The sequence below is a fragment of the Nitrosococcus wardiae genome (genome assembly GCF_004421105.1).
Classification (GTDB): domain Bacteria; phylum Pseudomonadota; class Gammaproteobacteria; order Nitrosococcales; family Nitrosococcaceae; genus Nitrosococcus; species Nitrosococcus wardiae.
Genome location: NZ_CP038033.1, coordinates 1410147 through 1436391, shown reverse-complemented (window position 1 = coordinate 1436391; position 26245 = coordinate 1410147). Strand labels below are relative to the sequence as shown.

Sequence of the window (26245 nt, the reverse complement as noted above, 5' to 3'; positions counted from 1 at the left end):
CTATATTTCCGCAAGGACAATAGCACTCCATAAAATCGAGGGTGAGATTGTTTATTCTTTCCCCTAATAGTTCCAAAGGGATACCCTCTTAAAACTAGGAGTTGGCCGGAAGAGATTCCCGCACTGCCGGATGAACCACCTCTCCCGCTTTAGTATTGATTCCCGCTGCCAGTGGAGGATAATTTTCCCAGTTCTCTTGAGCAAGGATCAAAACATAGGGTAAGAGCGCTGAAGACAAGGCTTGAGAAGCAGTGCGGGGAACAGCGCCAGGCATATTCGTCACAGCAAAATGGATCACTTCTTCCCAAATATAAGTAGGTTCAGCATAAGTGGTAGGGCGTGTTGTCTCAATACAACCACCTTGATCAACCGAGATATCCACCACCACACTACCGGGCTGCATGCTGCGGACCATCTCCGTGCTAACTAACCGTGGTGTTCGGGCTCCGGCTTGCAATACTGCCCCGATGAGCAGATCTGCGCTCGCAATAGATTCCTTTAGCATCTGTTGGTAAGGGTAAAGGGCTGTTACATTCTCACCCAGCTCATACATTTGCGCCAGCCGATCACGGCGACGTTCGAACACAATGACCTCGCTGCCCAAAGCGGCAGCCACTCTAGCAGCATTACTCCCTGCCGTCCCCGCCCCCAAAATAACTACTCGTCCTCGGAGTGCCCCCGGTAATCCACCAAGCAGCAAACCTTTTCCCCCTTGGGGACTGTGTAACAAAGTTGCTCCGATCTGAATACTCAGACGACCGGCAATATCACTCATGGGGATCAGTAACGGTAATTCGCCTTCGACTGCCACGGTTTCAAAGCCCACCGCCGTAAGACCAATTTTCATTAAGCGTTGAGTTAATTTCGGTTCCGCCGCCAAATGCAAAAAAGAAAATAATAAATGGTCAGAGCGCAACAACTCCAGCTCCGGATCGACAGGCTCTTTAACCTTAACGATAAGTTTTGCAGCCTCATAAAGAGAGCGGGCATCAGGGAGAATAGTGACCCCGGCAGTTTGGTAGGCCGTATCAGGATAACCACTTAGCTCTCCTGCGCTAGATTCGATAAAAACTTCATGTCCCTGTTGCACCAATTCCGCAGTCGCCTCAGGCACTAAAGCGACCCTTCCCTCTAAGGTTTTGATCTCTCGGGGGATACCTATGCGCATGCTGTCTCCTTTACGTCTTCAATGACTACGCGTAACATTTGGAGTTTGCCACAAGCAATCTCTGTACTTGATGAGTTTAAAATCGATAACAGAATTCTGCCGATCTCTCACGCTGCGATAGTGTCCGGGTGAAGTTTTAACAGCTGAAATATACCGGAACACCCCCATGAGAAGACGGTTTGAGATTGGGTGTCAAAACAAACGAGTCCAATTAAAAACATAGGCCCCTGTTGGAGTCATGTTCTATGTCTGAAACTAAACATTGCCGCCTCCTTATCCTCGGTTCAGGCCCTGCAGGTTACACAGCGGCCGTCTACGCTGCTCGTGCTGCCCTTGATCCGGTCCTGGTGACCGGTGTGGAACAAGGCGGCCAACTGATGACCACCACTGATGTCGACAATTGGCCCGGCGATGACCAAGGGGTCCAAGGACCGGAGCTAATGGAACGAATGCGCAAGCATGCGGAACGCTTCGGGACCGAAATTGTCTTCGACCAAATCACGGAAGTCGATTTCTCCCAGCTGCCCTTTTTGCTAAAAGGCGATTCAGGCCATTACACCGCAGACGCCCTCATCATCGCCACCGGCGCCTCGGCAAAATACCTGGGGTTACCTTCGGAAGAAGCCTACATGGGGCGTGGCGTTTCTGCCTGTGCCACCTGCGATGGCTTTTTTTACCGCGGCAAGCCCGTCGCCGTCATTGGCGGCGGCAATACGGCAGTTGAGGAAGCGCTCTATCTTTCCAATATGGCTGACCATGTAACTGTAGTCCATCGCCGAGATAGATTCCGGGCTGAAAAAATCCTTGCTAACCGGTTGCTGAAAAAAGCTACCGAGAGCAATGTCACTATTGAATGGAATCACGTCCTTGAAGAAATACTTGGGGATGATGCGGGAGTCACGGGAATTCGTATCAAAGAAGTTAACACCGGCCAGACCAAGGAGCTCCCACTCCATGGGGTATTTATCGCCATCGGCCATAAACCCAATACCGATATATTCACAGGGCAATTGGAGATGGAACATGGCTATATCCTGGTACGAGGCGGAGCCAAGGGCTTTGCTACCCAAACCAGTGTCCGAGGTGTTTTTGCTGCCGGTGATGTTATCGACTCCGTCTACCGGCAGGCAGTCACCTCCGCCGGCACTGGCTGTATGGCGGCCCTAGACGCGGAAAAATACCTGGATGGCCTAGAGAAAGGATAAACCTCCCCCATACCCGGTTTTTTCTACTTTGCCTGTAACGCCGCCCATGTCCTCAGATAACGCTTCGGGTGGGGGATACCAACGCCCCTTCCTGAAGTGGGCGGGGAACAAATATCGCCTTTTAGCCCAGATTATTCAGGTACTTCCCCAAGGAAAGCGTCTCATTGAACCTTTTGCAGGATCGGCAGCGCTTTTTCTCAACACGGAATATGAACGCTATCTGGTGAATGATATTAATCCTGACCTCATTACGCTTTATCAAATCCTGCAACAAGAAGGCAAAGATTTTATCCACTATGCGGGCAGCTTTTTCACCCCCCGCCACAATACGCCTGAGACTTACTATAGGTTACGAACCCGCTTCAATATTACCGATGATCCTGCTGAGAAAGCCGCGCTTTTTGTCTACTTAAACCGTCACGGCTACAATGGTCTTTGCCGCTACAGCGCCTCCGGTGTGTTTAATGTCCCCTTCGGTCGTTATAAACGGCCTTATTTTCCGCGTAAGGAGATGGCGGCCTTCCACCTCAAAGCACGACAAGCTAAATTTACTTGCCTGGATTTCCGAAAAGTCTTTGCACGAGCTAGACACGGCACCGTGATCTATGCCGACCCGCCTTATGTGCCCTTAAGCGGCACCGCCCGCTTCACTCACTATAGCGGTCATTCCTTTGGTCCCAAAGAGCAAGAAGCATTGTCTCAAAACGCGGAACGGCTTGCCAAACGGGGAATTCCCGTTTTAATTTCCAATCATGACACCCCGTCTACCCGCCAAGCTTACCGCAATGCCCAATTAATAGGCTTTTCGGTAACTCGCTTTATCAGTTGCAAGGGCGATCAACGGGCCCCGGTGAACGAAGTCCTTGCCCTCTTCACATAGACCTTTCCTTATCGGAAATGATAATAGGATTGGTTAAGATAGGCGATAACATCCTCTAGGGCTTCCTGGGACCAATCCACCCCCGCCGCCACACTACAACGCTGTACCCGCTTCCTCAGGGCGGCCAGAGACTGAATGCGACGATCCTCACGGGTATATATCAAAGAAGGATGACCCTTCATCAGGGAAGCATGACAGGTGATGCATGCCTTATCGTGAAGAATTTTGCCCTGTTCAGTATCTGCTGCCCAAAGGGAATTTGCCCCTAGACAAAATATCCAGAGACTCCAACTCCAGGCGCGAATGACCCTAATTCGCGCCATGGGTCTGAAGATGCGCCAGCCGCACCGGCGCAGGTGGATGGGAATCATAAACCGCCGAGTGAATAGGATCGGGGGTTAAGGTACTTGCATTTTCTTTATAGAGCTTTACTAGCGCCTGGACCAAAGCCTGGCTGTTGGCCATCTTAGCGGCAAACTCATCCGCTTCAAACTCATAACGGCGAGAAATATAGGCCAATAAAGGATGTAGAAAAAAGGTCAATACTGGCGTCACTAACATAAACAGCGCCAAAGCCATATAGTTGGAAGGTTGGTTCACCCCTAAGCTCTGATAGAACGCGGGTTGGGCACTCAACCAGCCTAACAAGGCTAGCCCCCCAAGGCTAAGCATAGCCATAACCAGGAGATTTTTGAAAATATGGTGACGCTTAAAATGACCGAGTTCATGGGCCAATACAGCCTCAATTTGATCGGGATCGAGGGATTCTAAGAGGGTATCAAAAAAGACGATACGCTTGTTGCTTCCAAGCCCCGTGAAATAGGCGTTGCCATGTCCAGAGCGGCGCGAGCCGTCCATCACAAAAATGCCTTGGCTTTTAAAGCCACAGCGGGACAGCAAATCCTCGACCCGATGCCTGAGATCCTCATCCGCCAGGGGAGTAAAAGTATTGAAAAGAGGCGCAATAAAAGCAGGATAAGCCCACATCATGAACACGGCAAGGCTTAACCATGCCAACCATAGAGAAAACCACCAGTAGCCCCCTGCATGTCCCATGAGCCAGAGAGCGCCGGCCGCAATAGGAATACCCAGCATGAATATCAGCACCCCTTGCTTGAAGAGATCCTGTAGGAATAAACGCCCCGTGGTCCGATTAAAACCAAAACGCTGTTCTAGCACAAAAATCCGATAAATCCTTAGCGGCAACTCAATCATAGCCCCGATAAAGACAAAGCTGAGGAGTACGGCAACCCCAGTGCCAAGCTCACTCCAACCCCAATTTCGCCAGAAGCCATCGAGCCAAGCCAATCCCCCCCCTAAGGTCCAGAACAACAACACCAGGATGCCGAAGACCTCGCTCGCAATACCTAGCCGAAGCTTAGCCACCGTATAGTCAGCCGCCTTCTGGTGCGCAGCTAGGGAAATATGATCCTCAAAAGGCGGCGGAACCCGCCCCCGGTGTAACCTCACGTGGCGAAGCTGACGACGTGCCAGCCATAGCTCTAAGCCCAGCATCAAACCAACAAAAACTAAAAATAAGAAACTGTAAGTATTCATAGCAATTATCTTAAATTAAAACCTGTGAAGGAGGTTAGCTTCTGGTAGAATGCGGTGCAAGTGATTACACAGCAATTGGCAACTATGGCTCAGGATCCCCCCAACTTGATCTGGTTAGACCTAGAAATGAGCGGTCTTGATACGACTCAGGATGTCATTCTCGAGATCGCTACCGTAGTCACGGATAGTGACCTTAATATTATCGAGGAAGGCCCGGTGTTCGCCATCCATCAAAACGACGCCATCCTCGACAACATGGACGAATGGAATACACGACAACATACCAAATCCGGTCTAGTTGAGCGAGTACGCCACAGCCTTATCAATGAGGCAACAGCGGAACAACGCACCCTGGAATTCCTCAGCCAACACACCCTTGCCAATAGCTCCCCCCTGTGTGGCAACAGCATTTGCCAGGATCGACGTTTTCTCGCCCGCTACATGCCTAGGCTAGAAGCCTACTTTCACTACCGTAACTTGGATGTCAGTTCCATTAAGGAGCTTGCCAAACGTTGGGCACCAGAGATTGCCAAAGGTTTCAAGAAGGAAAGCGCTCATCTCGCCTTAGCCGATATCCGGGAATCCATCCAGGAATTGGCTTACTATCGAGCCCATTTCTTTCGCTTGCCAGGTTAATCCTCTCCCCCTGGGGTGGCAGCGCTACTTTTGCGGACTTGCTCCTTTAAGGCCCAGGCCACGTGCTCCCGCACTAGAGCCGAGGGGTGATCGGCACGGGCTTGGAGGGCGCGGATAATGTGAGGATGGGGCGCAGCATTGCCCAGTGCCACAGCAATATTGCGCAGCCAACCCAGATAACCGACTCGGCGAATCGCCGAACCTTCAGTACGGGATAGAAACTCTTCCTCGCTCCAGGCAAACAAATCCAACAATTGAGGGGCGGCCAATTTATGACGAGGACTAAAATCCTTCTCTCTCGTCACCTGGGCATAACGATTCCAGGGGCAAACGAGCTGACAGTCGTCACAGCCGTAGATCCGGTTGCCAATCAAAGGTCGTAAGGGCTCTGGAATAGAGCCACGCAGTTCAATAGTCAGATAGGAAATGCAACGCCGCGCATCTAATTGGTAGGGAGCCACAATCGCCTGGGTAGGACAGATATCGATACAAGCCTGACAAGTCCCGCAATGGCTGGTAGTGGCGGAATCCGGTGGCAAGGGTAAATCGGTATAGATTTCCCCAAGAAAGAACCATGACCCAGCATCACGGGCCAGCAGATTGGTATGCTTACCCACCCAGCCTAGCCCTGCTTTTTCTGCCAAAGCCTTTTCCATCACTGGCGCACTGTCACTAAAAACCCGGTAGCCAAAAGGCCCGATAGCCGCCTCAATTTGTTTTGCCAATTGTTGGAGTCGTTTCCGCAAGACCTTATGATAGTCTCGTCCCAAAGCATAGCGGGAAATATAACCGAGGGAATCATCTTCCAAAATATGCCAAGGATTATTATCCGCCTCGGGCCAATAATCCATCCGCGCCGAGATGACTCGAACGGTTCCCGGCACCAACTCCGCGGGCCGAGTACGCTTGAGACCATGCCGGGCCATATAGGCCATTTCTCCGTGGCGTCCAGCCTGAAGCCAATCCAGCAAATGTTTTTCTGCCTCCCCTAGCGCAATATCTGTAATACCTAGGTGCTGAAAACCCAATTTATGGCCCCATTGCTTGATATCAGCGGCCAGGGCATTAAGGTCCAGTGCTCTGTTTTCCCTTCCATACATGATGTCTATGATACCCATCTCTGCTAAAAATAGGCTGGATTCCCAGGACAGCTCGGTGTAGAACAGCCCTTTAGCCCATAAATTTCCACTAAGCCAACAGCTGCAAAAACACTATTGCCTATTAAGTACCTATGAATAAGATATAAGGTGTTTTAGGAGCGAGCCGGTGGTGTTCCGCAAACCCGTTTTTCCTCCCTGAAAAAAGGGTTGGCGGGGACTTCCCTGTCCCCTGGCTCCACGCCACCGGCTCGCTCCCGGAATACTTCAAAACTTTTACTGAGATACTTAATTTTAAAATTACAGCTTAATAGAGGTAACCAAAATGGCCATTCTGCCCCTTGCCTTGTACACTGCTGCCCAAGTACGCGAATTGGACCGACGAACTATTGAAGAGTTTGGGATTTCGGGTACCACGCTAATGGAACGGGCCGGTATGGCCACCCTGGAACAGCTACGTAAGCACTGGCCTCAGGCTCAACGCTTAGTAGTTATCTGCGGGGTTGGCAACAACGGCGGCGATGGCTATATCCTTGCCCGCTTGGCCCGCAAAGCTGAAATGTATGTGACAGTCTATCAGGTCGGCGATGCTGACAAACTCAGCGCCGATGCCCGCGCTGCCCGGCAAACTCTGCTCGATAACGGAATGAAAATCCTTCCCTTCCAACCCCAAGCACTCCACTCTGCAGATGTGGTGGCAGATGCCATTTTCGGTACTGGGCTCAGTCGCGAAGTCGCTGGCCCCTGGGCTGATGCTATCCATGCCATCAATGCCTCTGGACACCCGGTACTTTCCATCGATATTCCTTCTGGCCTCCATGCCGATACGGGAAGCATCTTAGGAACTGCAGTCAAAGCCCAAGTGACCGCCACCTTCGTGGGTCTCAAACAAGGCCTATTCACCCATCTGGGTCCCGATTACTGTGGCGAGATTGCTTTTGACTCCCTGCGGATCCCCCCTGAAGTCTATACGCAAGTCACCCCTTCTGCCTACCGCATTATCCTTGAGGAAAGAATTGCTAAATTGCCCCCCCGTGCCCGGGCGGGGCACAAGGGCGATTATGGCCACGTTCTGATTATCGGCGGGGAACAAGGGATGCCAGGAGCCGCCCGCATGGCAGGAGAAGCCGCTTATCGAGTAGGAGCAGGGCTGGTCAGTATTGCTACCCGAGGGCAGCATGCTTCTCTACTCAACATGGCCCGCCCAGAGTTGATGTGCTATGGGGTGGAAAGCCCAGAGGATCTCAAGCCCTTGCTGCAACGGGCCACAGTTATTGTGATTGGTCCAGGCCTAGGTCAAGGGACTTGGGGCCAAATGATGCTCAATGAGGCCCTGAACACCACCCATCCCCTAGTGGTCGATGCTGATGCCCTTAACCTCTTGGCTAAACAGCCTCGCCAGCATGATCATTGGATCATCACCCCCCACCCCGGCGAAGCATCCCGGTTACTAGGTTGCAATACTGAGGAAATACAGGCGAACCGCTTTGGTGCCGTCCGTAACCTGCATCAACGCTACCGTGGGGTTGCTGTCCTCAAGGGCCATGGGACCCTGGTATGCGCAGGTCGTCAATCACTGGGACTGTGCACAGCAGGCAACCCCGGGATGGCCAGTGGGGGCATGGGAGACGTCCTCTCGGGAGCTATCGCCGGCCTCCTGGCCCAAGGCCTTACCCTCAGCGAAGCAGCTCATCTTGGAGTCACAATCCATGCCATGGCTGGCGATCGCGCTGCCCGCGAAGGGGGTGAACGGGGACTGCTAGCTGGAGATTTGATGTTCTATCTGCGGCGTCTAGCCAACCTCCAAATTAGCTAATGGTTGAGATCACCTTAACTGGTAAGGAGGCCACACTCGCCCTAGGTGCCCACTTGGCCCGTACCTGTGAGAAAACAGGGGTGGTTATATTCCTCATTGGAACCTTGGGCGTAGGGAAAACCACACTTGCCCGGGGCTTCCTGCAAGCCCTTGGACACCAAGGTGCGGTCAAGAGCCCCACTTATACCCTAGTAGAACCCTATACTGTGGGCCAACGGCAGCTGTATCACTTTGATCTCTATCGTTTAAGCGATCCACAAGAGCTGGAATTCATGGGTATTCAAGATTATTTCAGCCCGGAGGCTATCTGCCTTGTGGAATGGCCGGAGCGGGGGGCAAGCTTGCTGCCGCTTCCCGATCTCCAGGTGACTCTGGAATACAAGGGAACCCAGAGCCGGTTAGCCCGTTTAGAAGCTAGGACGGAACGGGGAAAGCAGTTGCTCCACCACCTTAAAACTGAAATTAGTTTCTAGAAAACTTGACAAAAACAAATCCTATCTATAAAAAAACAAAGAAAAATAAACTTATTCCATCCTAGCCAGGTGGGATTAAAGATGGGTTCTAAAATAGTCGATATTTCAGTTATCGTGAGAAGAATAGCGTGTCAATTATTACTTTGCCTCGCACCTGTCCTAGCCTTTGCTAAGACCCAGGTGCAGGGAGTGCGGGTGTGGCCTGCCGCGGAAAAAACTCGACTCGTCTTCGATTTAAGCGCCCCTGCTCAACATCGGGTTTTTACCCTAACAAAACCCCACCGGATTGTGATTGATCTGGCCAATACTCGCCTAGCCCAACCCCTTCCTAACCGTCGCTTTAACAGTGATTTACTCCGTGGACTCCGTAGCGCCGACAAGAACAATGGCATCCTGCGAGTGGTGCTCGATCTAACCCATGCCGCACGTCCCAAAAGCTTTTTACTAAAACCCTATAAAAAGCATGGTCATCGCCTGGTCATTGATTTAACCCCAACCGAAATTAAAAAGCCTCCGCAAAAGCTGGTAAAACCAGCAAAACCAACCAAAGAAGTGGCCTCTGTCAACAGGGAGAAACTTCGGGATGTTGTGATTGCGATTGACGCCGGTCATGGGGGTGAAGATCCAGGCGCCATCGGCCCTCAGGGAACCCAAGAAAAGAAGGTGGTACTGGCCATCGCTCGGGAATTAGCCCGGCTGGTGGAACGAGAACCCGGCATGCATCCAATAATGATCCGCAACGGCGATTACTACGTCGGTCTGAGAGAGCGGATCAATGAGGCCCGCCAACACAAAGCCGATCTTTTTATTTCTATCCACGCTGACGCTTTCACTCATCCTAAGGCTCGCGGTGCCTCCGTCTATGTCCTCTCAGAAAAAGGGGCAAGCAGTGAAGCAGCGCGCTATCTAGCCAAAAAGGAAAATGAATCGGATCTCATCGGTGGCGTGAGCTTGAATGACAAGGGCGATCTTTTAGCCCAAGTGCTACTTGATTTATCTCAAACCTCCACCCGCGAAGCAAGCCTTGGAACCGCCGCGGCGATCCTCGCTGGCCTCGGGAAAGTCAGTCAAGTCCATAATCGAAATGTACAACATGCGGGTTTTGCCGTACTCAAATCTCCAGACGTCCCTTCGGTGCTGGTAGAAACCGCCTTCATTTCCAACCCCCATGAAGAGCGTAAACTGCGCAGCCGACACCACCAGCGGAGACTAGCTAAAGCCATGATGGATGGCGTCCGCCGCTATTTCTACAGCAACCCTCTGCCAGGTACCCTGCTTGCCCGACGGCGCCATATTATCAGCCGTGGCGATACCCTCTCTGAGGTTGCCCAGCACTATGACGTGAATCTCAATCAACTGCGCTTAGTCAATGGCCTTGAAGGCGACCGCATAAAGGAGGGGGAGATCTTACTCATTCCTTAGCCCCCCAACACTCCCCACCCTTTGCTATACTCAGGACGAAGGCTTTTAGGTCGCTCCAAGAACTATAGCGGTTCCCATTTAGAGGGAGCCTAGCCGGGCTTAGGGCAGCGTCGGCGGCAAAGGCCCTGGGTCCGATGGACCCACGCAGACCGGTGAACGCCCGCCCCAGGAACGGACGGATTGACAGCGTATTTTATCATCCCGGCCCCAAGTTCCTTAAGTCTAAATTAAACGGGAAATGCTTTTGAGGATATTCCTGCTTCCCATGACAGATTCTTCCCTTCCCCGTATTCAACTTCTGTCCTCCGCCCTGGCTAATCAGATTGCCGCCGGCGAGGTAGTGGAGCGCCCCGCTTCAGTGCTCAAGGAACTGGTGGAAAACGCCTTGGATGCCGGGGCGCAACGCATTGAGATCGAAAGTGCGGCAGGGGGAATTGGGCTAATCCAAGTTCGTGATGACGGTTGCGGCATTCATCCTGAGGATCTGAACCTGGCTTTAAGGTCCCACGCGACTAGTAAAATCCACCAGCAAGAGCAATTACTTAACATCACCACCCTAGGTTTTCGCGGCGAAGCCTTGGCAAGCATTGGAGCGGTTTCCCACCTCAGCCTCAGCTCCCGAGTGGTCAATGCGGAATACGGCTGGTGCCTTCGGGAAAATACCACAGCCCAACCCGTGGCTCATCCCGTTGGCACTACCGTCGAAGTCCGTGATTTATTTTACAACACCCCCGCCCGACGGCGCTTTCTCCGGGGAGAAAAAACAGAGTTTATGCACCTGCGTGCTACCCTAGAACGGCTGGCCCTCAGTCACTTCGAGGTAAGCTTCCGGGTAAGCTATAATCGCCGTCCTCTTTTTACCTTGCCTTCCTGCCTCCGCTCCCCTGACCAGCTAAAACGGATTGCCAAGATCTGCGGACAGGCTTTTACAGAGCATAGTTTATATTTTAAGCGGGAGACAGCAGGACTGCGCCTGTGGGGTTGGTTAGGGCATCCTGAATTCTGCCGTAGTCAAACTGACCTCCAGTACGTCTACGTCAACCAGCGCATGGTTCGAGACCGGTTGTTGACTCATGCGACTCGCCAAGCCTATGGCAACCGCCTTCCTCAAGGACGCCACCCAGCCTATTTACTCTATCTAGAGTTGCCCCCCAGCCAAGTAGATGTCAATGCCCACCCCGCCAAAAATGAGGTCCGGTTTCGAGAAGCCCGGCAAGTTCATGGTTTTATTGTTCGCACTTTAACCGAAATACTAGAACAAGCTGACTCAACAGGGACGCCTTGGCCAGCTATGGAGACCCGCCTTCCAGGGGACGCCCCTTGCGGGTCTCCTTTGGAGGTCCCAATTTGTTCTCAGCAAATCAATCAGGACCCTCCACCAAAGTTCCTTGGCATTCCCCACCAAGGCCGGCTTGAGAGGGCCTTTCCTATAGCAGAAGCCGCGGAGAACTATGGCCTTTACCCAAGGAGGAGCCGTACCCTTTCCCGCAAAGTAAACCACCATAAGTCATCATTGCTTGGCCAAGCCCAGGCGTTTGTCCTCGGACGCTATCTGCTCGCAGAAAACGACCAAGGATTAGTGCTAGTTGACCTTCCTACGGCTCACGCCCACTTAGCCCAAAGGCGCCTACGTGCTGCCTATGCCAGAGATCATATCACCCGACAGCCTTTACTGCTCCCTCTCACTTTCAAGGTCTCTCCTCAGCAAGCAGAATGGACAGAACAACATACCTCTGAACTATTAGCACTCGGTTTTGGGCTACATCGGCTAGGGCCTAATGTTGTTGTTCTTCGGGAAATACCTGCTTCTCTCCGAGAATTTAACCTGGAACAATGGCTGCCTGCCTTGCTTACCCAATTAACCGAGCAGCAACAAGATAAGCTTGAGGAAACCCTCTTAAAGGAAATCATCCTTAGCTTTACAGAGCGGTATCCAGCGCCCACAATAGCCTCTCCCTCCTTACAAGAAATGAATGCTCTTCTTCGAGAATTGGAAGATCTTTATCAGAACAAACCAGACCTTAAAGTTAAACCTCCCTGGCAAACATTACCAAAGAACGAAATCAAAAAGTGGTTTGCTCCGGGCTAGGCACGCCAAGGTGCACCGGCTTTATCCCCCTATTAGGATGAGCGGAACTAGGCTAGCTTCCCCTCAGAGCATGGAGTTTCGATAATGTGAGGGGCCGGCCGGCCAATATAGTAGCCTTGGGCATAATCCACTCCGTATTCGCGGAGCAATACCAAGGTCTCCGCATCTTCTACAAATTCCGCGATGGCTTTCTTGCCAAGACCTTTGGAAATCTCGCTTAGCGCCTTGACAAAAACCTGATCTTGATGGTTTTCAGCTAATTGCCGAACGAACACACCATCAATTTTGACATAATCAACCGGCAACTGCTTAAGGTGAAAAAAGGAGGAAAAACCCACCCCAAAATCGTCCAAGGCAAATTGGCAACCATGGGCTTTTATTTTATGCATCAGGTTTGCGGCGGCTACCATATCGGCCACTGCTGCCGTCTCGGTCACTTCAAACATCAATGAGGAAGGGTCAACGCCGGTCGTTCTTAATAAATCCTCTAATATAGGCACCAATTCAGGATCATCCACCACCCGGCCTGAAAGATTAATAGATAGCGTCAATTTATACCCTTGGGACCACAACCTCGCTTGCTTGGTAATGGCCTTCCGCAATACTAAATGATCGATGGAATGGATCAAACCTGATTGCTCGGCAACTGGGATAAACTGACCTGGAGAGACAATTCTGCCCCGATAATCACGCATTCGCAGCAGAACTTCATAATGGCCTATGGTATTGGTGCAGATATTCAATACCGGCTGGAAATAAAGCAAGAATCGATCTTCCCGAAGCGCTTGCTCGATCTGCTCTTTCCAATAGACCCGATTCTGCATCCGTTCACGAACTCGCTCATCGCTCGAGAATAAATGCCAACGCCCTCTTCCTTCTTCCTTAGCCTGGTACATGGCTAGATCAGCGTGGGCCATGAGATCATGGACGGTAGTACCATGGAGCGGGAAAAGCGCAATACCGATACTGGCAGAGATGGAGTGGTTACGACCTCGAGCTGGAAATTCTAAGGTACCTAGTTGGGTACGGACTTTTCGCGCCACCTGGACCGCGCCATCAGCGTCACACTCGCGAATCACCACGGCAAATTCATCTCCCCCTAGGCGGGCGATGACATCGCTCGCCCGAACAACTTGGCGTAGCTTGTCAGCCACCATTCGCAACAGGGCGTCTCCAGCTTGATGGCCGCTGGTATCGTTAATATATTTGAATTGGTCAAGATCAAAATAAAGCAGGCCTCCATTATGCTTATAACGCTTGGAAGCCATGAGAATTTGCTCGAACTCACCTTGGAAACGGCGCCGATTAAATAATTCAGTCAAAGGATCATGATCCGCTAGCCAGGCCAATTGTTGCTCCGCCTGCTCCCTTTCAGTTACATCATGCCCCACGCTAAGCACCACGGCATCATGGGGTGAATGGACCAGCAGGCGAGAGTGGAACCAAGAAATAGTACGCTGGCTGCCATTCCGGCAGCGAAGCCCAGCATCTACGCGCACGTGTTCTCGGCGACCCACCCGTAGTTCTTCTAATTCCTGGAGCACCTCGGGAGAAATTCTATCGCCCGCCAATAGTTCACTGAAGGGTCGGCCGACAATTTCGTCGGCATTATAGCCTGTGATTATTAGCCCTTGCCGGTTTAACATCACCACCTGCCCAGCAGCATTTTGGGTTAGGATGATGACCTGAGCCGTATTTAACAATCCGGTGACAAAGTCCCGTTCCCGCGCTAAATCATCCCGCCGCTCAGCTAAATTGCGGGTCCGCTTTTGTATTTCTGCCTGCAGCGCTTCTAACTGATAGGAGAGGGTGATGGCAGTATTATTAAGGACGTCGATTTCATCTCGGCCCCAGAAACGTCGAATCGGTTGACTCAGGCGTGCTCGGACTTGCTCGAAAGCATGCTCAGCCAAATAGGGAAGACTGAGAGCAACCCGCTGCAAGCGAGCCATAGGTTTCCACAGCAAGAGCAGCAAAAGGATCTCGGAAACCATGAGGCCGATGAAGCCACCGAGCAGGCTTTGCCGAGTCGCTAACCGGATATCGGCAAGAGCACTAGTCACATCACTAATCACCACTAACTGAGCCTGAGTCTCTCCACTCGTCTCATTAATGGGTATCAGACGAACTTCATATTCTCGACCCCCATGGCGGTGCCATATATGCCGCTCCCCTACTGCGGCAAGCGAATAGCCTTCAGACACCGACCGTAACACGAGCAAATTGTGCTCTAGCTGGGTCAGGGCCGTCACCCGCATGTTCCATTCAGGCAGCACTCGTCTTGTCTCAACTCCCCCCCTAGGATGCAGCTGGCTGGCCGTAATGATGCCAATATCATCGCCGGAGATCCGTTGGAAGTCCAGCACCACATCGGCAAGAGAGCGACCAAGCAGTAAGACGCCAGCGCGTTCATTATTAGCAAGCAAGGGAACCGCTACATATTGGATACACTTATCCTTACAATCTAGCCCGGTAACCGGTTGTTCTCTCTTATTCGCTGCATACACCCATTCCGAAACCTCACCCGTATTGGCCTGCTGTTCCCAAGACACCAATAACTCATTTTCAGAAGAATAGAAACTCGCTATTTCTACCCCCCATACCATTTGCAACAAGTACCCATGCCGGTTGAATATAGACTGAATTTGCCTAATCAGGGAGCCATCACCATCATTCCCTCCCCGCAACAGCGGCACAATATCTGCTAGTTGCTCCATGCGCTGGTAAGAATTTTTAATAAGCCCTTGGATTTTATGGACATGATCCAAATAGACTTGCTCGCGCTGCAAAGCAAATTGGCGTTGTAACCCTAAATAAGCAAGTCCTGCCAAGGACGCATTAATCGTAACCAGAACTAAGCTAAATACCAAAACTGCCTTCCATTTAAGGCTAAGGAAATAGGGGGTAGGGGCTTGTTCAGGATCGGACATCAGTACCTTCCGCAGAGAATGCTACATCCTCAAGCATCCATCGCTTTTTCCGCCAGAGTAAAGTCACCCGAGGGCCCTTAGGGATTTACATCGAAGGCGGATATTTTGTTCTAAGAACTTCAAGATTTCGGACGCTTTACTTTTTCTTTTAATACTTTATTAAATCGGCAAGTTTTTAGAAAAATTCTATCATTGGAATCAATGATACTACTGCCTTTGTCGAACTAAGGATAGCTTAGCCCTCAATTGATAGGATATTTTAACCCTTTTAGCCCCGTCCTAAGAGGTAATAACGGTAAAACTTCTGATTTCATTTAGGTGTTTTGTTAACCAACCCCCGGGCCTCTTCCATAACCAAATCCTTGAAGGCCTGGTGCAGGGCGGTGAAGCGCTTGCTTTTTCGGTGCACGATGTACCAATGGCGCATAATAGGGAAAGAATCAACCTCTAGAATTACCAACCGCTGTAAAGCGATCTCCTTCTCCAACGTGTGTTGGGAGACGATCCCAAGGCCAAGTCCGGCCTGTACTGCCTGTTTGATGGCCTCGTTACTGCTAATTTCCATGCTGGAAGTAATCGTAGCTCCCAGATGGGCAAAAAAACGCTCCATCGCAATCCGGGTGCCAGATCCCCGCTCACGCAGGATAAAAGTCTCTTGTTGCAATACGGTTAAGGGCACTCGCCGCCCCTCTACGAGTGGATGGGCTGGGGGGGCAATAACCACCAGTGGATTATCCATGAAGGGTTCAGCCACTACCTCCAAGTTCTCTGGAGGTTTACCCATAATCACCATATCAACTGTATTTTCTTCTAAATGCCTCAGCAAAGCTTCGCGATTGGCCACATCGAGGCTAATGTTGGCCCCAGGAAAACGCTGATGAAACCGGCCCAGCAAATGAAGGGCAAAATAAGTGGCGGTAGTGGCTACAGCAATCGTGAGGGTGCCTCGCCGACTTCCCTTAAGTTCTTCCAGAACATCCTCAACCTCACTGAGCTGCCGGGAGATCTGCTGGCTGTACTGGTAAAGTTCCTGGCCCGCCTCGGTAAGAAAAATTTTTTTGCCCAGTTGCTCAAATAGCGTCAAACCCACGTTATCTTCCAACTGTTTGATCTGCATGGATACCGCCGGCTGACTCAGATGGAGTTCTTCCGCCGCCCGGGTATAGCTAAGATGGCGGGCCACTGCCTCAAAAACATAAAGTTGGCGAAGAGTTACATGCATGTTCACACTCTCAAGAAAACACTAAATAAGTATTGCCTTATAAAATAATCAAAAATATTGGATCTTATTTATGCATAAATTTAGCATACTTATTTATATAATGACCGCAGAGCGTGTTCCCACCCACACAGCCTAAATTTTGTGTACGACCAGACAATCTCAAACTCAATATTTTCGCTGGGGAATAGCACTCAGCCCTGGCGGTTCCCTAAAGTAAGTTCTGTTCTTACTAAAAACATAAAGGGGTCGCCCGCCATCAACTGTTGGTCAACCCCGCCATTCCCTACACTTCCCATCACAGCGCCGCCTGCCTTAGCATTTAGCATGTTCGGCAAAGCTCAGGATTGCCAGGAACTGACCGAGTTCTGCCGCCATTTTCTCTTAACCTCAGGCGCTCCTGGCGCCGATACAGGACTATGCATCACCACCGCAGACCAGGTGGTCTCCCACCCTTTATAGCTACGGGCGTCGGGCCAAGCAAAAAATCCTCAACCCATGGAGGCCTGGAGTTTGGCTTACCAAGAAAAAATTTATCTAGAAGGACTGACCGGTAACGGGGATGGCATTATCGGTGCTCTGGCGGCAGTAGGATTGCGGGCAGAAGAAAAGATGGACGATTTATACCAATTTCATGTAACTTTTCATTGTATAATAATGAGTATAAACAAACACTTATAACCTTAATAAATTGCATCCTTTTGCTAAATTGGTATTACTGGTCTTCGGGGTATCTGTGAACAGGCCAATCGCCACTACTCCCTGTTAGAGTTACAGAAAACGGTATGAACTTCCGCGTGATCTGTAAGTGGATGCGCATGGCCGGTGTCGATCATATTTATGCCGGTACCGTAGTGGGCAAACTAGAGGGTGATCCGCTCATGATTAAAGGTTTCTACGACACTTTGCGGGAACGGCACACCCCGACAAGTCTTGAGCTTGGCATGCCTATGTTCGACCTGAAGGATCCCGCCGGGATTCTGATGGAAGTTAGCGATTGCCGCAAAACTTTTCCCCACCACTACATCCGAGTAACGGCGTTTAACAGCGATCGTGGGGTTGAATCGCCCTGTATGTCGTTTATCGTCAATCGACCCAAGAGCGAACCGGGATTCGGGTTAATCCGACAGGAAGTGGAAGGACGGCATATCCATTACACTGTACGGAGCTATGCCACGGAGAAGCCGGAAGGCGAGCGGTATTAATAGAGTTGTTGGTGACGGGTCCGCAATGGCCCGTCACCAACAATGATAATGCTGGGAAGGGAGCGGATATGCTGCAAATGGCAATGAGGCGGTGGCCCGTCCCCCATTCGACGCTATATCGGCGGAAGAATCCTACCATCACAGCCTGTATAGACCCTGAAGGTTCCATGATTGGATTCATTTGCTCTGACTTCACCCAGTGCCATCAATGGCAGGCCCATCAGTTTCGCTCTCCAGCAAGGTTCATGCAACATTAGGGCTAGATAAGCAAAGGGCGGGATAAACCCGCCCTTTATGGTATAGGTCTACCCTTATTAGTTCACTCGCGGGTCTAATTCACCGCTCGCATAACGCTTGGACATGGCTTCCAAGGACAGGGATTTAATTTTCGAAGCATGACCTGCGCAACCAAAAGCCTCAAAGCGAGCCTGGCAGATGTCCTTCATAGCCGCCGTGGATGCTTTAAGGTATTTGCGGGGATCGAAGTTTTTCGGATTCTCGGCCAAATTTTTGCGGACAGCACCGGTCGCCGCAAGGCGCAGATCAGTGTCCACATTGACCTTCCGCACTCCATGCCGGATTCCTTCTTGGATTTCCTTTACAGGCACGCCATAAGTCTCGCCGATATCGCCGCCGAATTCATGGATGATCTTTAACCATTCCTGGGGTACTGAGCTAGAGCCATGCATCACCAAATGGGTGTCAGGAATCCGAGCATGGATCTCCTTAATTCGCTCAATGGCTAAAATGTCCCCGGTCGGCGGACGGGTAAATTTGTAGGCTCCGTGGCTGGTACCAATGGCAATGGCCAAAGCGTCCACCTTGGTCTTTTTGACAAAATCCGCAGCTTCTTCAGGATTGGTGAGCAACTGATCATGGCTGAGTTGGCCTTCAGCACCCGACCCATCTTCTTCCCCCGCCATACCGGTTTCCAGGGAACCCAAACAACCCAACTCGCCTTCTACGGAAACCCCACCGCCATGGGCCATATCCACCACTTGGCGGGTCACATTGACGTTGTACTCATAGCTGGATGGAGTCTTCATATCCGGCATCAAAGAACCATCCATCATCACCGAGGAAAAACCAGACTGGATGGAGCGCAAGCATACTGAAGGTTCCGCCCCATGATCCTGATGCATACAAATCGGAATGTGGGGGTACTGCTCCACCGCCGCCGCAATCAAGTGACGCAAAAACGGCTCGCCGGCATAGGAGCGGGCCCCAGCCGAGGCCTGCATGATGACTGGGCTGTCGACAGCCTCAGCCGCCTGCATGATTGCATGCACCTGCTCCATGTTGTTGACATTAAATGCTGGGATACCAAAGTTATGCTCCGCAGCGTAGTCAAGCAATTGACGCAACGTAATTAAGGCCATTTTTTTGTCCTCACACAGTTAGCAATATAACCTGATTAAATTTCTAAATGACAATTCTAAATCAAATCCTGTAAGTGGGATTGCCTTTAAAGGCTATTTTATAGCGATCTTGAAGCGCTGATAGGGCATTAAGGCTTTGAGTCATTATTCCCCAGGTTTTCTATACCATATTGCCGACTTGGACAACTTTCAGCGCATTGGTGCCTCCCTGCACACCAGTAAGATCCCCCTTGGTAATGATCACCCAGTCCCCATCGCGCACTGCCCCTCGACGCTGTAATTCACTGATGGCCTCACGGTTGATGAGGGCATGATCAGAAGAATTGACATTGAAACTTACGGGGCAAACACCACGATATAGGGTTACCTTTCTACGCGTCTCCACATGCCGCGTCAAGGCATAAATCGGGATAGCGGAACTGATGCGGGACATCCATAGGGGGGTAGAGCCCGACTCGGTAAGCGCTGCGATCGCTTTGATAGCAGAATGGTTGGCCAAATACATGGCCGCCATGGCAATCCCCTCATCTATCCGACTAAAACGGGAATTAATCCTATGGGTAGAAACGGTAACTTGGTATTGTTTCTCAGCCTCACGGCAGATTCGGTCCATTGCCGCTACCGCTTTGCCTGGAAAATCACCGGATGCCGTTTCCGCAGACAGCATCACCGCATCGGTACCATCCAGAACCGCATTGGCCACATCAAAAACCTCGGCTCGGGTAGGAACTGGGCTTTTAATCATCGTCTCCATCATCTGAGTGGCGGTAATCACCACCCCGTTCATCTTCCGTGCCAAGTGAATGATATTTTTCTGCACCGGCGGCAGGGCAGCATCCCCAATCTCAACCCCGAGATCCCCCCGGGCAACCATTACCGCCTCAGAGGCAGCAATCATTTCTTCCAGATTTTCTAGGGCTTCAGCACGTTCAATCTTCGCCACAATCCCGCCCCGGCCACCCGCAGCCTGGAATAACTCTCGGGCTTCATTGAGGTCATCAGCACTGCGGGGAAATGAGACCGCTAAATAATCAACCTGAAGCTCGGCAGCACATTGAATATCCCTGCGGTCCTTAGCTGTCAGCGCTTTGGCTGAAAGACCACCGCCTTGGCGATTGATACCTTTGTTATCTAACAGAATCCCCCCGATGACCACCCGGCAGGCAATCTTCGGGCCGACGACTTCCTCCACCCACAGAACAATGCGGCCATCGTCTAGGAGTAAGGTATCCCCGCGGCTGACATCATCCGCCAAATCCTCATAATCTACCCCAACTTGGTTTTCGTCACCCGCATCTTTCGGCAGACTAAGGTCCAGGGTAAAGCGGGCCTTATCCTCCAAGTTTGCTTTACCGGCCTTGAATTTGGCGATACGGATTTTCGGCCCTTGCAAATCAGCCAGTACTCCCACCTGCCGCCCATAGGCTTGGGCCCGGCTCCGCACCGTTTCCACCCGCTCCCGGTGTAATTTGCAGGCCTGGTCAAAATCACGGGGGCCATGGGAAAAATTCAGGCGGACCACATCGACTCCCGCTTCGATGATCTGGTCTAAGACCTTGGGGTCATCCGTTGCTGGACCTAGAGTGGCGACGATTTTAGTTCGTCTTAGCATAATTTTTCCGGAGCCCTCCCCGAGATTATTCTTTGCAACCGAGCAAAACCCCAAAGAATAGGCAAAACAGCATATTGGCTACTGATTTGCTCGCTCTTCAAGGATAGCGACCGCCGGCAGTTTCTTCCCTTCCAGAAATTCCAGAAAGGCCCCTCCGCCGGTAGAAATATAAGAAATCTGATCACTCACACCATACTTGGCTACAGCCGCTAAGGTATCTCCACCGCCAGCGATAGAAAAAGCTGGGCTTTCAGCAATGGCTAATGACAGCGCCTTGGTCCCTTCACCGAATTGATCGAACTCAAATACCCCAACAGGGCCATTCCAGACAATAGTCCCCGCTTCCTTTAGTATTTCCGCAAAATGCTTCGAGGTCTCGGGCCCGATATCGAAAATCATATCATCCTCTGCCACTTCACCGATCCGCTTTAAGGTGGCTTCCGCGCTCTCGGAAAACTCCTTACCACAAACCACATCGACTGGTAGCGGGATATCCCCGCCCCGTTCCTGGGCTGCAGTTCTCAATTGCTTAGCAGTTCCTACCAAATCCGCTTCATAGAGGGATTTGCCCACATTGTAACCTGCCGCGGCAATAAAGGTATTGGCAATACCCCCCCCCACAATTAGCTGATCGACTACTTGTGACAGGCTCTCCAATACCGTTAACTTAGTAGAAACCTTGGAACCCCCCACAATGGCGACAAGGGGCCGGGCAGGTTTATCCAAGGCCTTCGCCAAAGCTTCCAGTTCACCCGCCAGCAAGGGTCCCGCACACGCGATCGGCGCGTATTTGGCAACCCCGTGGGTAGAGGCCTGCGCCCGGTGAGCGCTGCCAAAGGCATCCATCACATAAACGTCACAGAGGGCAGCCATTTTCTTGGCCAGGGTTTCATCGTTTTTCTTCTCTCCCGGATTAAACCGGACATTTTCACATAGAGCCACCTGCCCTTCGCCGAGCTCTATGCCCTCCAGCCAGTCTCGTACTAAACGGACTTCCTGACCCAGTAAGTGAGACAAATGATCAGCTACGGGGGCCAAAGAAAAGGATGGATCGAATTCACCCTCAGTGGGACGCCCCAGATGAGACATTAACATGACCTTAGCACCAGCCTGCACCGCCTGTTGAACAGTGGGCAGGGATGCTCGGATACGGGTATCGTCGGCAACCTTACCCTCTTTCAGGGGCACGTTAAGGTCTTCACGAATAAGGACTCGCTTCCCAGCAAGATCCAGATCGGTCATTTTTAGAACAGACATGGAACTCACTCCTTGTATAAAGGCATGGCCTAAAGACGAATCGCCCAATTAGGCTAGATTAAGCGTCTCTCAAGGTTGGTTTTAAGGTGATTGCGGCGTGGGGTCGTCCCGATAGACAACCCCACGCCCCACAGCCTCACTTACTTGGCATTCATCAGGGCAACGGTGGCATCCAACATGCGATTGGAGAAGCCCCATTCATTATCATACCATGCCAGCACTTTGACCAAATTGCCTTGCATCACCTTGGTTAGGCTAGCCTCGTATACTGAAGAGGCAGGATCGTGATTAAAATCCATGGAAACAAGCGGCTTGTCGTTGTAAGCGAGGACCCCTTGCAAATCACCTGTGGCCGCCTCTCGCATCATCCCATCAATGCTCTCCTTGCTGGTATTACGGGAGGCTACGAAAGTCAGGTCAACCAAAGAAACATTGATGGTCGGCACCCGCACTGCAAAACCATCCAATTTGCCATTCAGTTCCGGCAGTACCAACCCGACTGCCGCCGCCGCACCCGTTTTAGTGGGGATCATGGACTGGGTAGCAGAACGAGCCCGACGGAGATCCTTATGGTAAACGTCGGTTAATACCTGATCATTGGTGTAAGAGTGCACCGTAGTCATCAAGCCATGCTCGACACCAATATTATCTTGGAGCACCTTAACGAGAGGCGCCAAGCAGTTGGTCGTACAAGAGGCGTTGGAGATAACCGTATCAGAGGCCTTTAAGGAATCATGGTTGACGCCGTAGACGATAGTGGCATCCACATCTCCACCTCCCGGCGCAGAAATAATTACTTTTTTAGCCCCCGCCTGAAGGTGGGCCGAGGCTTTTTCCTTGCTGGTAAACAAGCCAGTGCACTCGTGTACCACATCCACACCCAATTCATCCCAGGGCAATCGAGCTGGGTCCCTTTCGGCTACCACACGAATCTTATCACCGTTGACGATCAAATAATCTCCATCAACCGAGACCTCACCGGGAAATTTACCATGCACGGTATCGTACTGGGTCAAATAGGCGTTGGTATTGGCATCTCCTAGATCATTAATCGCCACGATCTGGATATCACTGCTACGACCGCGTTCATACAAAGCGCGCAAAACATTGCGGCCAATGCGGCCGTAACCGTTGATTGCGACTTTAATCGCCATGGCTCTATCTCCGTTTTTTTCAAAAAATTACTCTAGCGCTCCAGGAAATGGTCTTGCCAATTTTCCAGGCAGCGTACTGATGTAGAAAATTTTACCTGTTTAAGAAATCATATCTTCGGCAATCTTGGCCAGGTTCTCTGGGGTAAGACCAAAGTGCTTGTACACCTCCGGGGCTGGAGCCGATTCTCCAAAAGTATCAATACCCAATACTTTGCCTTCAAGGCCAACATATTTCCGCCAATAATCGGTGACTCCCGCCTCCACCGCCAATCGAGCCCTCACATCAGAAGGTAGAACCGCTTCCCGATAGGTTTCGTCTTGAGCATCAAAGACATCCGTGCAAGGCATAGACACAACCCGCACTTTGATACCCTTACCTGCCAAAGTTTCAGCAGCTTCCATTGCCAACGCGACCTCAGAACCAGTGGCCATTATAATGACATCTGGCCTACCATCCGTGTCACGCAGGATATAACCGCCACGGCGAATATCTTCAATCTGTTTAGGGGTCCGCTTCTGAGGAGGCACCCCCTGGCGGGAAAATAGCATGGAGGTCGGCCCCTCTTTACGCTCAATAGCCGCCCTCCACGCGACCAGACTTTCCACCGCATCGCAAGGGCGCCATACCGACATACGTGGAATATAGCGCAAGGTAGCCGCCTGCTCCACTGCTTGGTGGGTCGGACCGTCCTCACCCAAGCCGATGGAATCATGGGTATAGACAAAAATACTTTGCACGCCCATGAGTGCAGACATCCGCACTGCATTGCGGGCATACTCGGAAAACATTAAAAAGGTGCCGCCATAGGGAATGAAGCCACCATGCAGGGCAATCCCGTTCATAATGGCTGACATCCCAAACTCCCGCACACCGTAATGGAGATAATTACCTTCAGCAATAGTTTTGCCGATCACCTTTGAACCCGACCAATGGGTGAGATTGGAGCCTGTTAAATCCGCCGATCCGCCCAATAACTCCGGCAGTACTGGGGCATAGGCTTCAATGGCGTTTTGAGAAGCCTTGCGGGTAGCAATTTTCTCGGCCTTGCTATCCGCCGCCTGGAGAGCTTCAGTGACAGTAGCTTCCCAATTCTCAGGAAGTTTATTTTGGAGCCGGCGCTGAAATTCTGCCGCCAACTCTGGATAAGCAGCCTTGTAGGCGGCAAACTTTTCATCCCAAGCTGCCTCTGCCGCCCTACCTTTCTCAGCCCCATTCCAACCCTCATAAATTTCCTCTGGAATTTCAAAGGGGGGATGGGACCAACCTAATTTATCGCGGGTAGCCGCTATTTCATCCTCTCCAAGAGGTGCTCCATGGCAATCATGGCTTCCAGCTAAATTAGGAGCCCCATAACCAATCAAGGTCTTGCAACAAATCAGGGAGGGCTTATCGGTGACTGAACGGGCCTCTTCAATGGCTTGCCGCATGGCCTCCGGGTCATGCCCATCCACACTGCGCACGACGTGCCAACCATAGGCTTCAAAACGTTTCGGCGTATCGTCAGTAAACCATCCTGCCACATCCCCATCAATGGAGATACCGTTGTCATCATAAAAAGCAACCAGCTTCCCTAATCCCCAGGTACCCGCCAAGGAACAGGACTCATGAGAGATCCCTTCCATTAAGCAGCCATCGCCGAGGAACACATAAGTGTAATGATCAACGATTTCATGACCATCGCGATTGAACTGACTCGCCAAGATTTTTTCAGCTAGAGCCATGCCCACGGCATTGCTAAGGCCTTGACCCAATGGTCCAGTCGTGGTCTCCACACCCGGGGCATACCCATATTCTGGATGCCCCGGGGTCTTGGAATGAAGCTGGCGGAACTGTTTGATGTCCTCCATACTTACGTCATAGCCGCTCAGGTGGAGCAAGGAATAGAGCAGCATGGAGCCATGCCCATTAGAAAGTACGAATCGATCCCGATCCGCCCATTGGGGATTGTTAGGGTTATGCTTAAGAAAATCATTCCATAACACCTCAGCGATATCCGCCATCCCCATAGGGGCGCCAGGATGACCGGATTTCGCCTTTTGCACTGCGTCCATGCTAAGCGCACGGATGGCATTAGCCAATTCTCTGCGAGAAGGCATTGCTTACCTCCTAAATTACGTTAATTAATCTCGTCTTAAATCTTGCCTTGGCGCGTAGCCTTACCCTACCGCGCTCCTTCACCAGACAATGACTTCAGGAATCCTATAGGCCCAAGCCTTCTAAAGTGCTCTATATATATAATGGGGCGCAATACTCTAGCAGAGAAGCGCCAAAAACGCGAAAAAAACGCTTAGCTTACCTTTTTAGACAGACCAAGTACATCCTGCATATCGTAGAGCCCAGGAGGTTTACCGCTGACCCACTGGGATGCGCGCATGGCCCCCAAAGCAAAGGTCATGCGGCTTGAGGCCTTATGGCCAATCTCTACCCGCTCACCTTCCGCCGCAAACATCACAGTGTGTTCACCCACGATATCGCCTGCACGGAGGGAAGAAAAACCTATGCTTTCCCTCGGCCGTTGGCCGCTGAATCCAAGCCGCCCATAAACCGCACACTGATTCAAATCCCGTCCCAGGGTTTCAGCCACCACCTCCCCCATGCGTAAAGCGGTTCCCGAGGGAGCATCCACCTTGTGACGGTGGTGGGCCTCGATAATTTCAATATCCACCTCATCCCCTAACACCTGAGCGGCTGTCTCTAAGAGCTTTAAACAAAGATTAACGCCCACACTCATGTTGGGTGCCAACACAATTGGAATCTCAGTAGCCGCACTTGCAATCTCCTGGCGCTGCTCTGGGGTAAATCCAGTGGTGCCAATCACCATGGCCTTGCCCTGGTCTTTGCAAAGGGCCAAATTGGCCAACGAGACTTCAGGTTGCGTGAAATCGATTAGTAGGTCAAAAGCATCTCCATGCTCACGCAAATTGCCCACTAGGGGGATTTGCAATGTTCCCGCCCCTGCCAATTCTCCCGCATCACTGCCAATTAGGCGACTGTCAGGGCGTTCACTGGCTACCCCAAGCGCAATTCCCTCATATTGACAGGCAGCTTGGATCAAGGCGCGCCCCATACGCCCGGCGGCACCGCTGATAGCTACTCGGATCATAGTCCTCATTCCTGTATAGTGAACAAAAATGACAAACCCGAG

The 26245-nt window shown here is 51.5% G+C and carries 21 protein-coding genes and 1 pseudogene; 10 read left to right on the top strand and 12 right to left on the bottom strand.

All coding sequences use genetic code 11. From position 1 onward, the window contains the following. Positions 1–94: 94 nt before the first annotated feature. Positions 95–1168, bottom strand: a complete 1074-nt coding sequence (ald, locus tag E3U44_RS07050; RefSeq protein ID WP_134357441.1) for an alanine dehydrogenase — start codon at positions 1166–1168, stop codon at positions 95–97. 245 nt (positions 1169–1413) lie between these two features. On the opposite strand from ald, the gene trxB reads away from it, so the two are divergent. Further along, a complete protein-coding gene (trxB, locus tag E3U44_RS07045; protein WP_134357440.1) occupies positions 1414–2373 on the top strand; it encodes a thioredoxin-disulfide reductase in 960 nt (319 codons plus the stop codon). A gap of 46 nt (positions 2374–2419) precedes the next feature. Next, the gene (locus tag E3U44_RS07040; RefSeq protein ID WP_134357439.1) at positions 2420–3253 is read left to right on the top strand and encodes a Dam family site-specific DNA-(adenine-N6)-methyltransferase; all 834 of its coding nucleotides are present in this window, start codon (positions 2420–2422) and stop codon (positions 3251–3253) included. Between the two features lie 8 nt (positions 3254–3261). Here E3U44_RS07040 and E3U44_RS07035 read toward each other — a convergent pair whose 3' ends face one another. Both E3U44_RS07035 and E3U44_RS07030 read right to left on the bottom strand, forming a co-directional pair. Further along, positions 3262–3576: a hypothetical protein gene (locus E3U44_RS07035; RefSeq protein WP_240761763.1), complete on the bottom strand. Its 315-nt coding sequence runs from the start codon at positions 3574–3576 to the stop codon at positions 3262–3264. Continuing rightward, positions 3563–4810 carry a M48 family metallopeptidase gene (locus E3U44_RS07030; RefSeq protein WP_240761762.1) on the bottom strand — a complete coding sequence of 416 codons (1248 nt, stop codon included), beginning with the start codon at positions 4808–4810 and terminating at the stop codon, positions 3563–3565. The genes E3U44_RS07035 and E3U44_RS07030 overlap by 14 nt, the downstream gene beginning before the upstream one ends. A gap of 84 nt (positions 4811–4894) precedes the next feature. On the opposite strand from E3U44_RS07030, the gene orn reads away from it, so the two are divergent. Further along, positions 4895–5446, top strand: coding sequence for an oligoribonuclease (orn, locus tag E3U44_RS07025; protein WP_134359698.1), 552 nt, complete (start codon positions 4895–4897; stop codon positions 5444–5446). On the opposite strand, the gene queG is transcribed toward orn, so the two are convergent. Beyond that, the gene (queG, locus tag E3U44_RS07020; RefSeq protein WP_134357436.1) at positions 5443–6564 is read right to left on the bottom strand and encodes a tRNA epoxyqueuosine(34) reductase QueG; all 1122 of its coding nucleotides are present in this window, start codon (positions 6562–6564) and stop codon (positions 5443–5445) included. The genes orn and queG overlap by 4 nt on opposite strands. A 304-nt stretch (positions 6565–6868) precedes the next feature. Here queG and E3U44_RS07015 point away from each other — a divergent pair, with 304 nt between their 5' ends. The 4 genes from E3U44_RS07015 to mutL all read left to right on the top strand — a co-directional run bounded on the left by E3U44_RS07015 (position 6869) and on the right by mutL (position 12343). Continuing rightward, positions 6869–8359 carry an NAD(P)H-hydrate dehydratase gene (locus E3U44_RS07015; RefSeq protein WP_134357434.1) on the top strand — a complete coding sequence of 497 codons (1491 nt, stop codon included), beginning with the start codon at positions 6869–6871 and terminating at the stop codon, positions 8357–8359. After that, on the top strand, positions 8359–8832 hold the full coding sequence (gene tsaE, locus E3U44_RS07010) for a tRNA (adenosine(37)-N6)-threonylcarbamoyltransferase complex ATPase subunit type 1 TsaE (RefSeq protein ID WP_134357433.1): 474 nt from the start codon (positions 8359–8361) through the stop codon (positions 8830–8832). Before E3U44_RS07015 ends, tsaE begins: the two co-directional genes overlap by 1 nt. An 81-nt stretch (positions 8833–8913) precedes the next feature. After that, entirely contained in the window at positions 8914–10254 is a 1341-nt protein-coding gene (locus E3U44_RS07005) for an N-acetylmuramoyl-L-alanine amidase (RefSeq protein ID WP_134357432.1), read from the top strand. A gap of 265 nt (positions 10255–10519) precedes the next feature. Next, positions 10520–12343: a DNA mismatch repair endonuclease MutL gene (gene mutL, locus E3U44_RS07000; RefSeq protein WP_134357430.1), complete on the top strand. Its 1824-nt coding sequence runs from the start codon at positions 10520–10522 to the stop codon at positions 12341–12343. Between the two features lie 47 nt (positions 12344–12390). On the opposite strand, the gene E3U44_RS06995 is transcribed toward mutL, so the two are convergent. Beyond that, positions 12391–15273: a bifunctional diguanylate cyclase/phosphodiesterase gene (locus E3U44_RS06995; protein WP_134357428.1), complete on the bottom strand. Its 2883-nt coding sequence runs from the start codon at positions 15271–15273 to the stop codon at positions 12391–12393. Positions 15274–15583: 310 nt separating this feature from the next. After that, positions 15584–16495: a LysR family transcriptional regulator gene (locus E3U44_RS06990; RefSeq protein WP_134357426.1), complete on the bottom strand. Its 912-nt coding sequence runs from the start codon at positions 16493–16495 to the stop codon at positions 15584–15586. A 510-nt stretch (positions 16496–17005) separates the two neighbouring features. Here E3U44_RS06990 and E3U44_RS19225 point away from each other — a divergent pair. From E3U44_RS19225 to E3U44_RS06985, 3 genes and pseudogenes are all read left to right on the top strand, one after another. After that, positions 17006–17173 (top strand): hypothetical protein, encoded by a 168-nt coding sequence (locus E3U44_RS19225; RefSeq protein ID WP_166805016.1) that lies wholly within the window; start codon positions 17006–17008, stop codon positions 17171–17173. A gap of 86 nt (positions 17174–17259) precedes the next feature. Continuing rightward, a pseudogene (locus tag E3U44_RS19885) lies at positions 17260–17439 on the top strand (RuBisCO large subunit C-terminal-like domain-containing protein); the annotation flags it as partial. Next, positions 17437–17697 (top strand): RuBisCO small subunit-like domain-containing protein, encoded by a 261-nt coding sequence (locus E3U44_RS06985; RefSeq protein ID WP_338040795.1) that lies wholly within the window; start codon positions 17437–17439, stop codon positions 17695–17697. The pseudogene E3U44_RS19885 and the gene E3U44_RS06985, both read left to right, overlap by 3 nt. Positions 17698–18011: 314 nt before the next feature. Here the strand turns inward: E3U44_RS06985 and fba are convergent, their stop codons facing one another. From fba to dapB, 6 genes are all read right to left on the bottom strand, one after another. Beyond that, positions 18012–19076 carry a class II fructose-bisphosphate aldolase gene (gene fba, locus E3U44_RS06980; protein WP_134357422.1) on the bottom strand — a complete coding sequence of 355 codons (1065 nt, stop codon included), beginning with the start codon at positions 19074–19076 and terminating at the stop codon, positions 18012–18014. A gap of 160 nt (positions 19077–19236) precedes the next feature. After that, the gene (pyk, locus tag E3U44_RS06975) at positions 19237–20688 is read right to left on the bottom strand and encodes a pyruvate kinase (protein ID WP_134357420.1); all 1452 of its coding nucleotides are present in this window, start codon (positions 20686–20688) and stop codon (positions 19237–19239) included. A 78-nt stretch (positions 20689–20766) separates the two neighbouring features. Then, positions 20767–21945, bottom strand: a complete 1179-nt coding sequence (locus E3U44_RS06970; RefSeq protein WP_134357418.1) for a phosphoglycerate kinase — start codon at positions 21943–21945, stop codon at positions 20767–20769. A 140-nt stretch (positions 21946–22085) separates the two neighbouring features. Further along, positions 22086–23099 (bottom strand): type I glyceraldehyde-3-phosphate dehydrogenase, encoded by a 1014-nt coding sequence (gene gap / locus E3U44_RS06965; RefSeq protein WP_134357416.1) that lies wholly within the window; start codon positions 23097–23099, stop codon positions 22086–22088. A gap of 99 nt (positions 23100–23198) precedes the next feature. Next, complete coding sequence (gene tkt, locus E3U44_RS06960; protein WP_134357414.1) at positions 23199–25196, bottom strand: transketolase; 1998 nt, start codon at positions 25194–25196, stop codon at positions 23199–23201. A 191-nt stretch (positions 25197–25387) separates the two neighbouring features. Further along, positions 25388–26203: a 4-hydroxy-tetrahydrodipicolinate reductase gene (dapB, locus tag E3U44_RS06955; RefSeq protein ID WP_134357413.1), complete on the bottom strand. Its 816-nt coding sequence runs from the start codon at positions 26201–26203 to the stop codon at positions 25388–25390. Positions 26204–26245 lie beyond the last annotated feature (42 nt).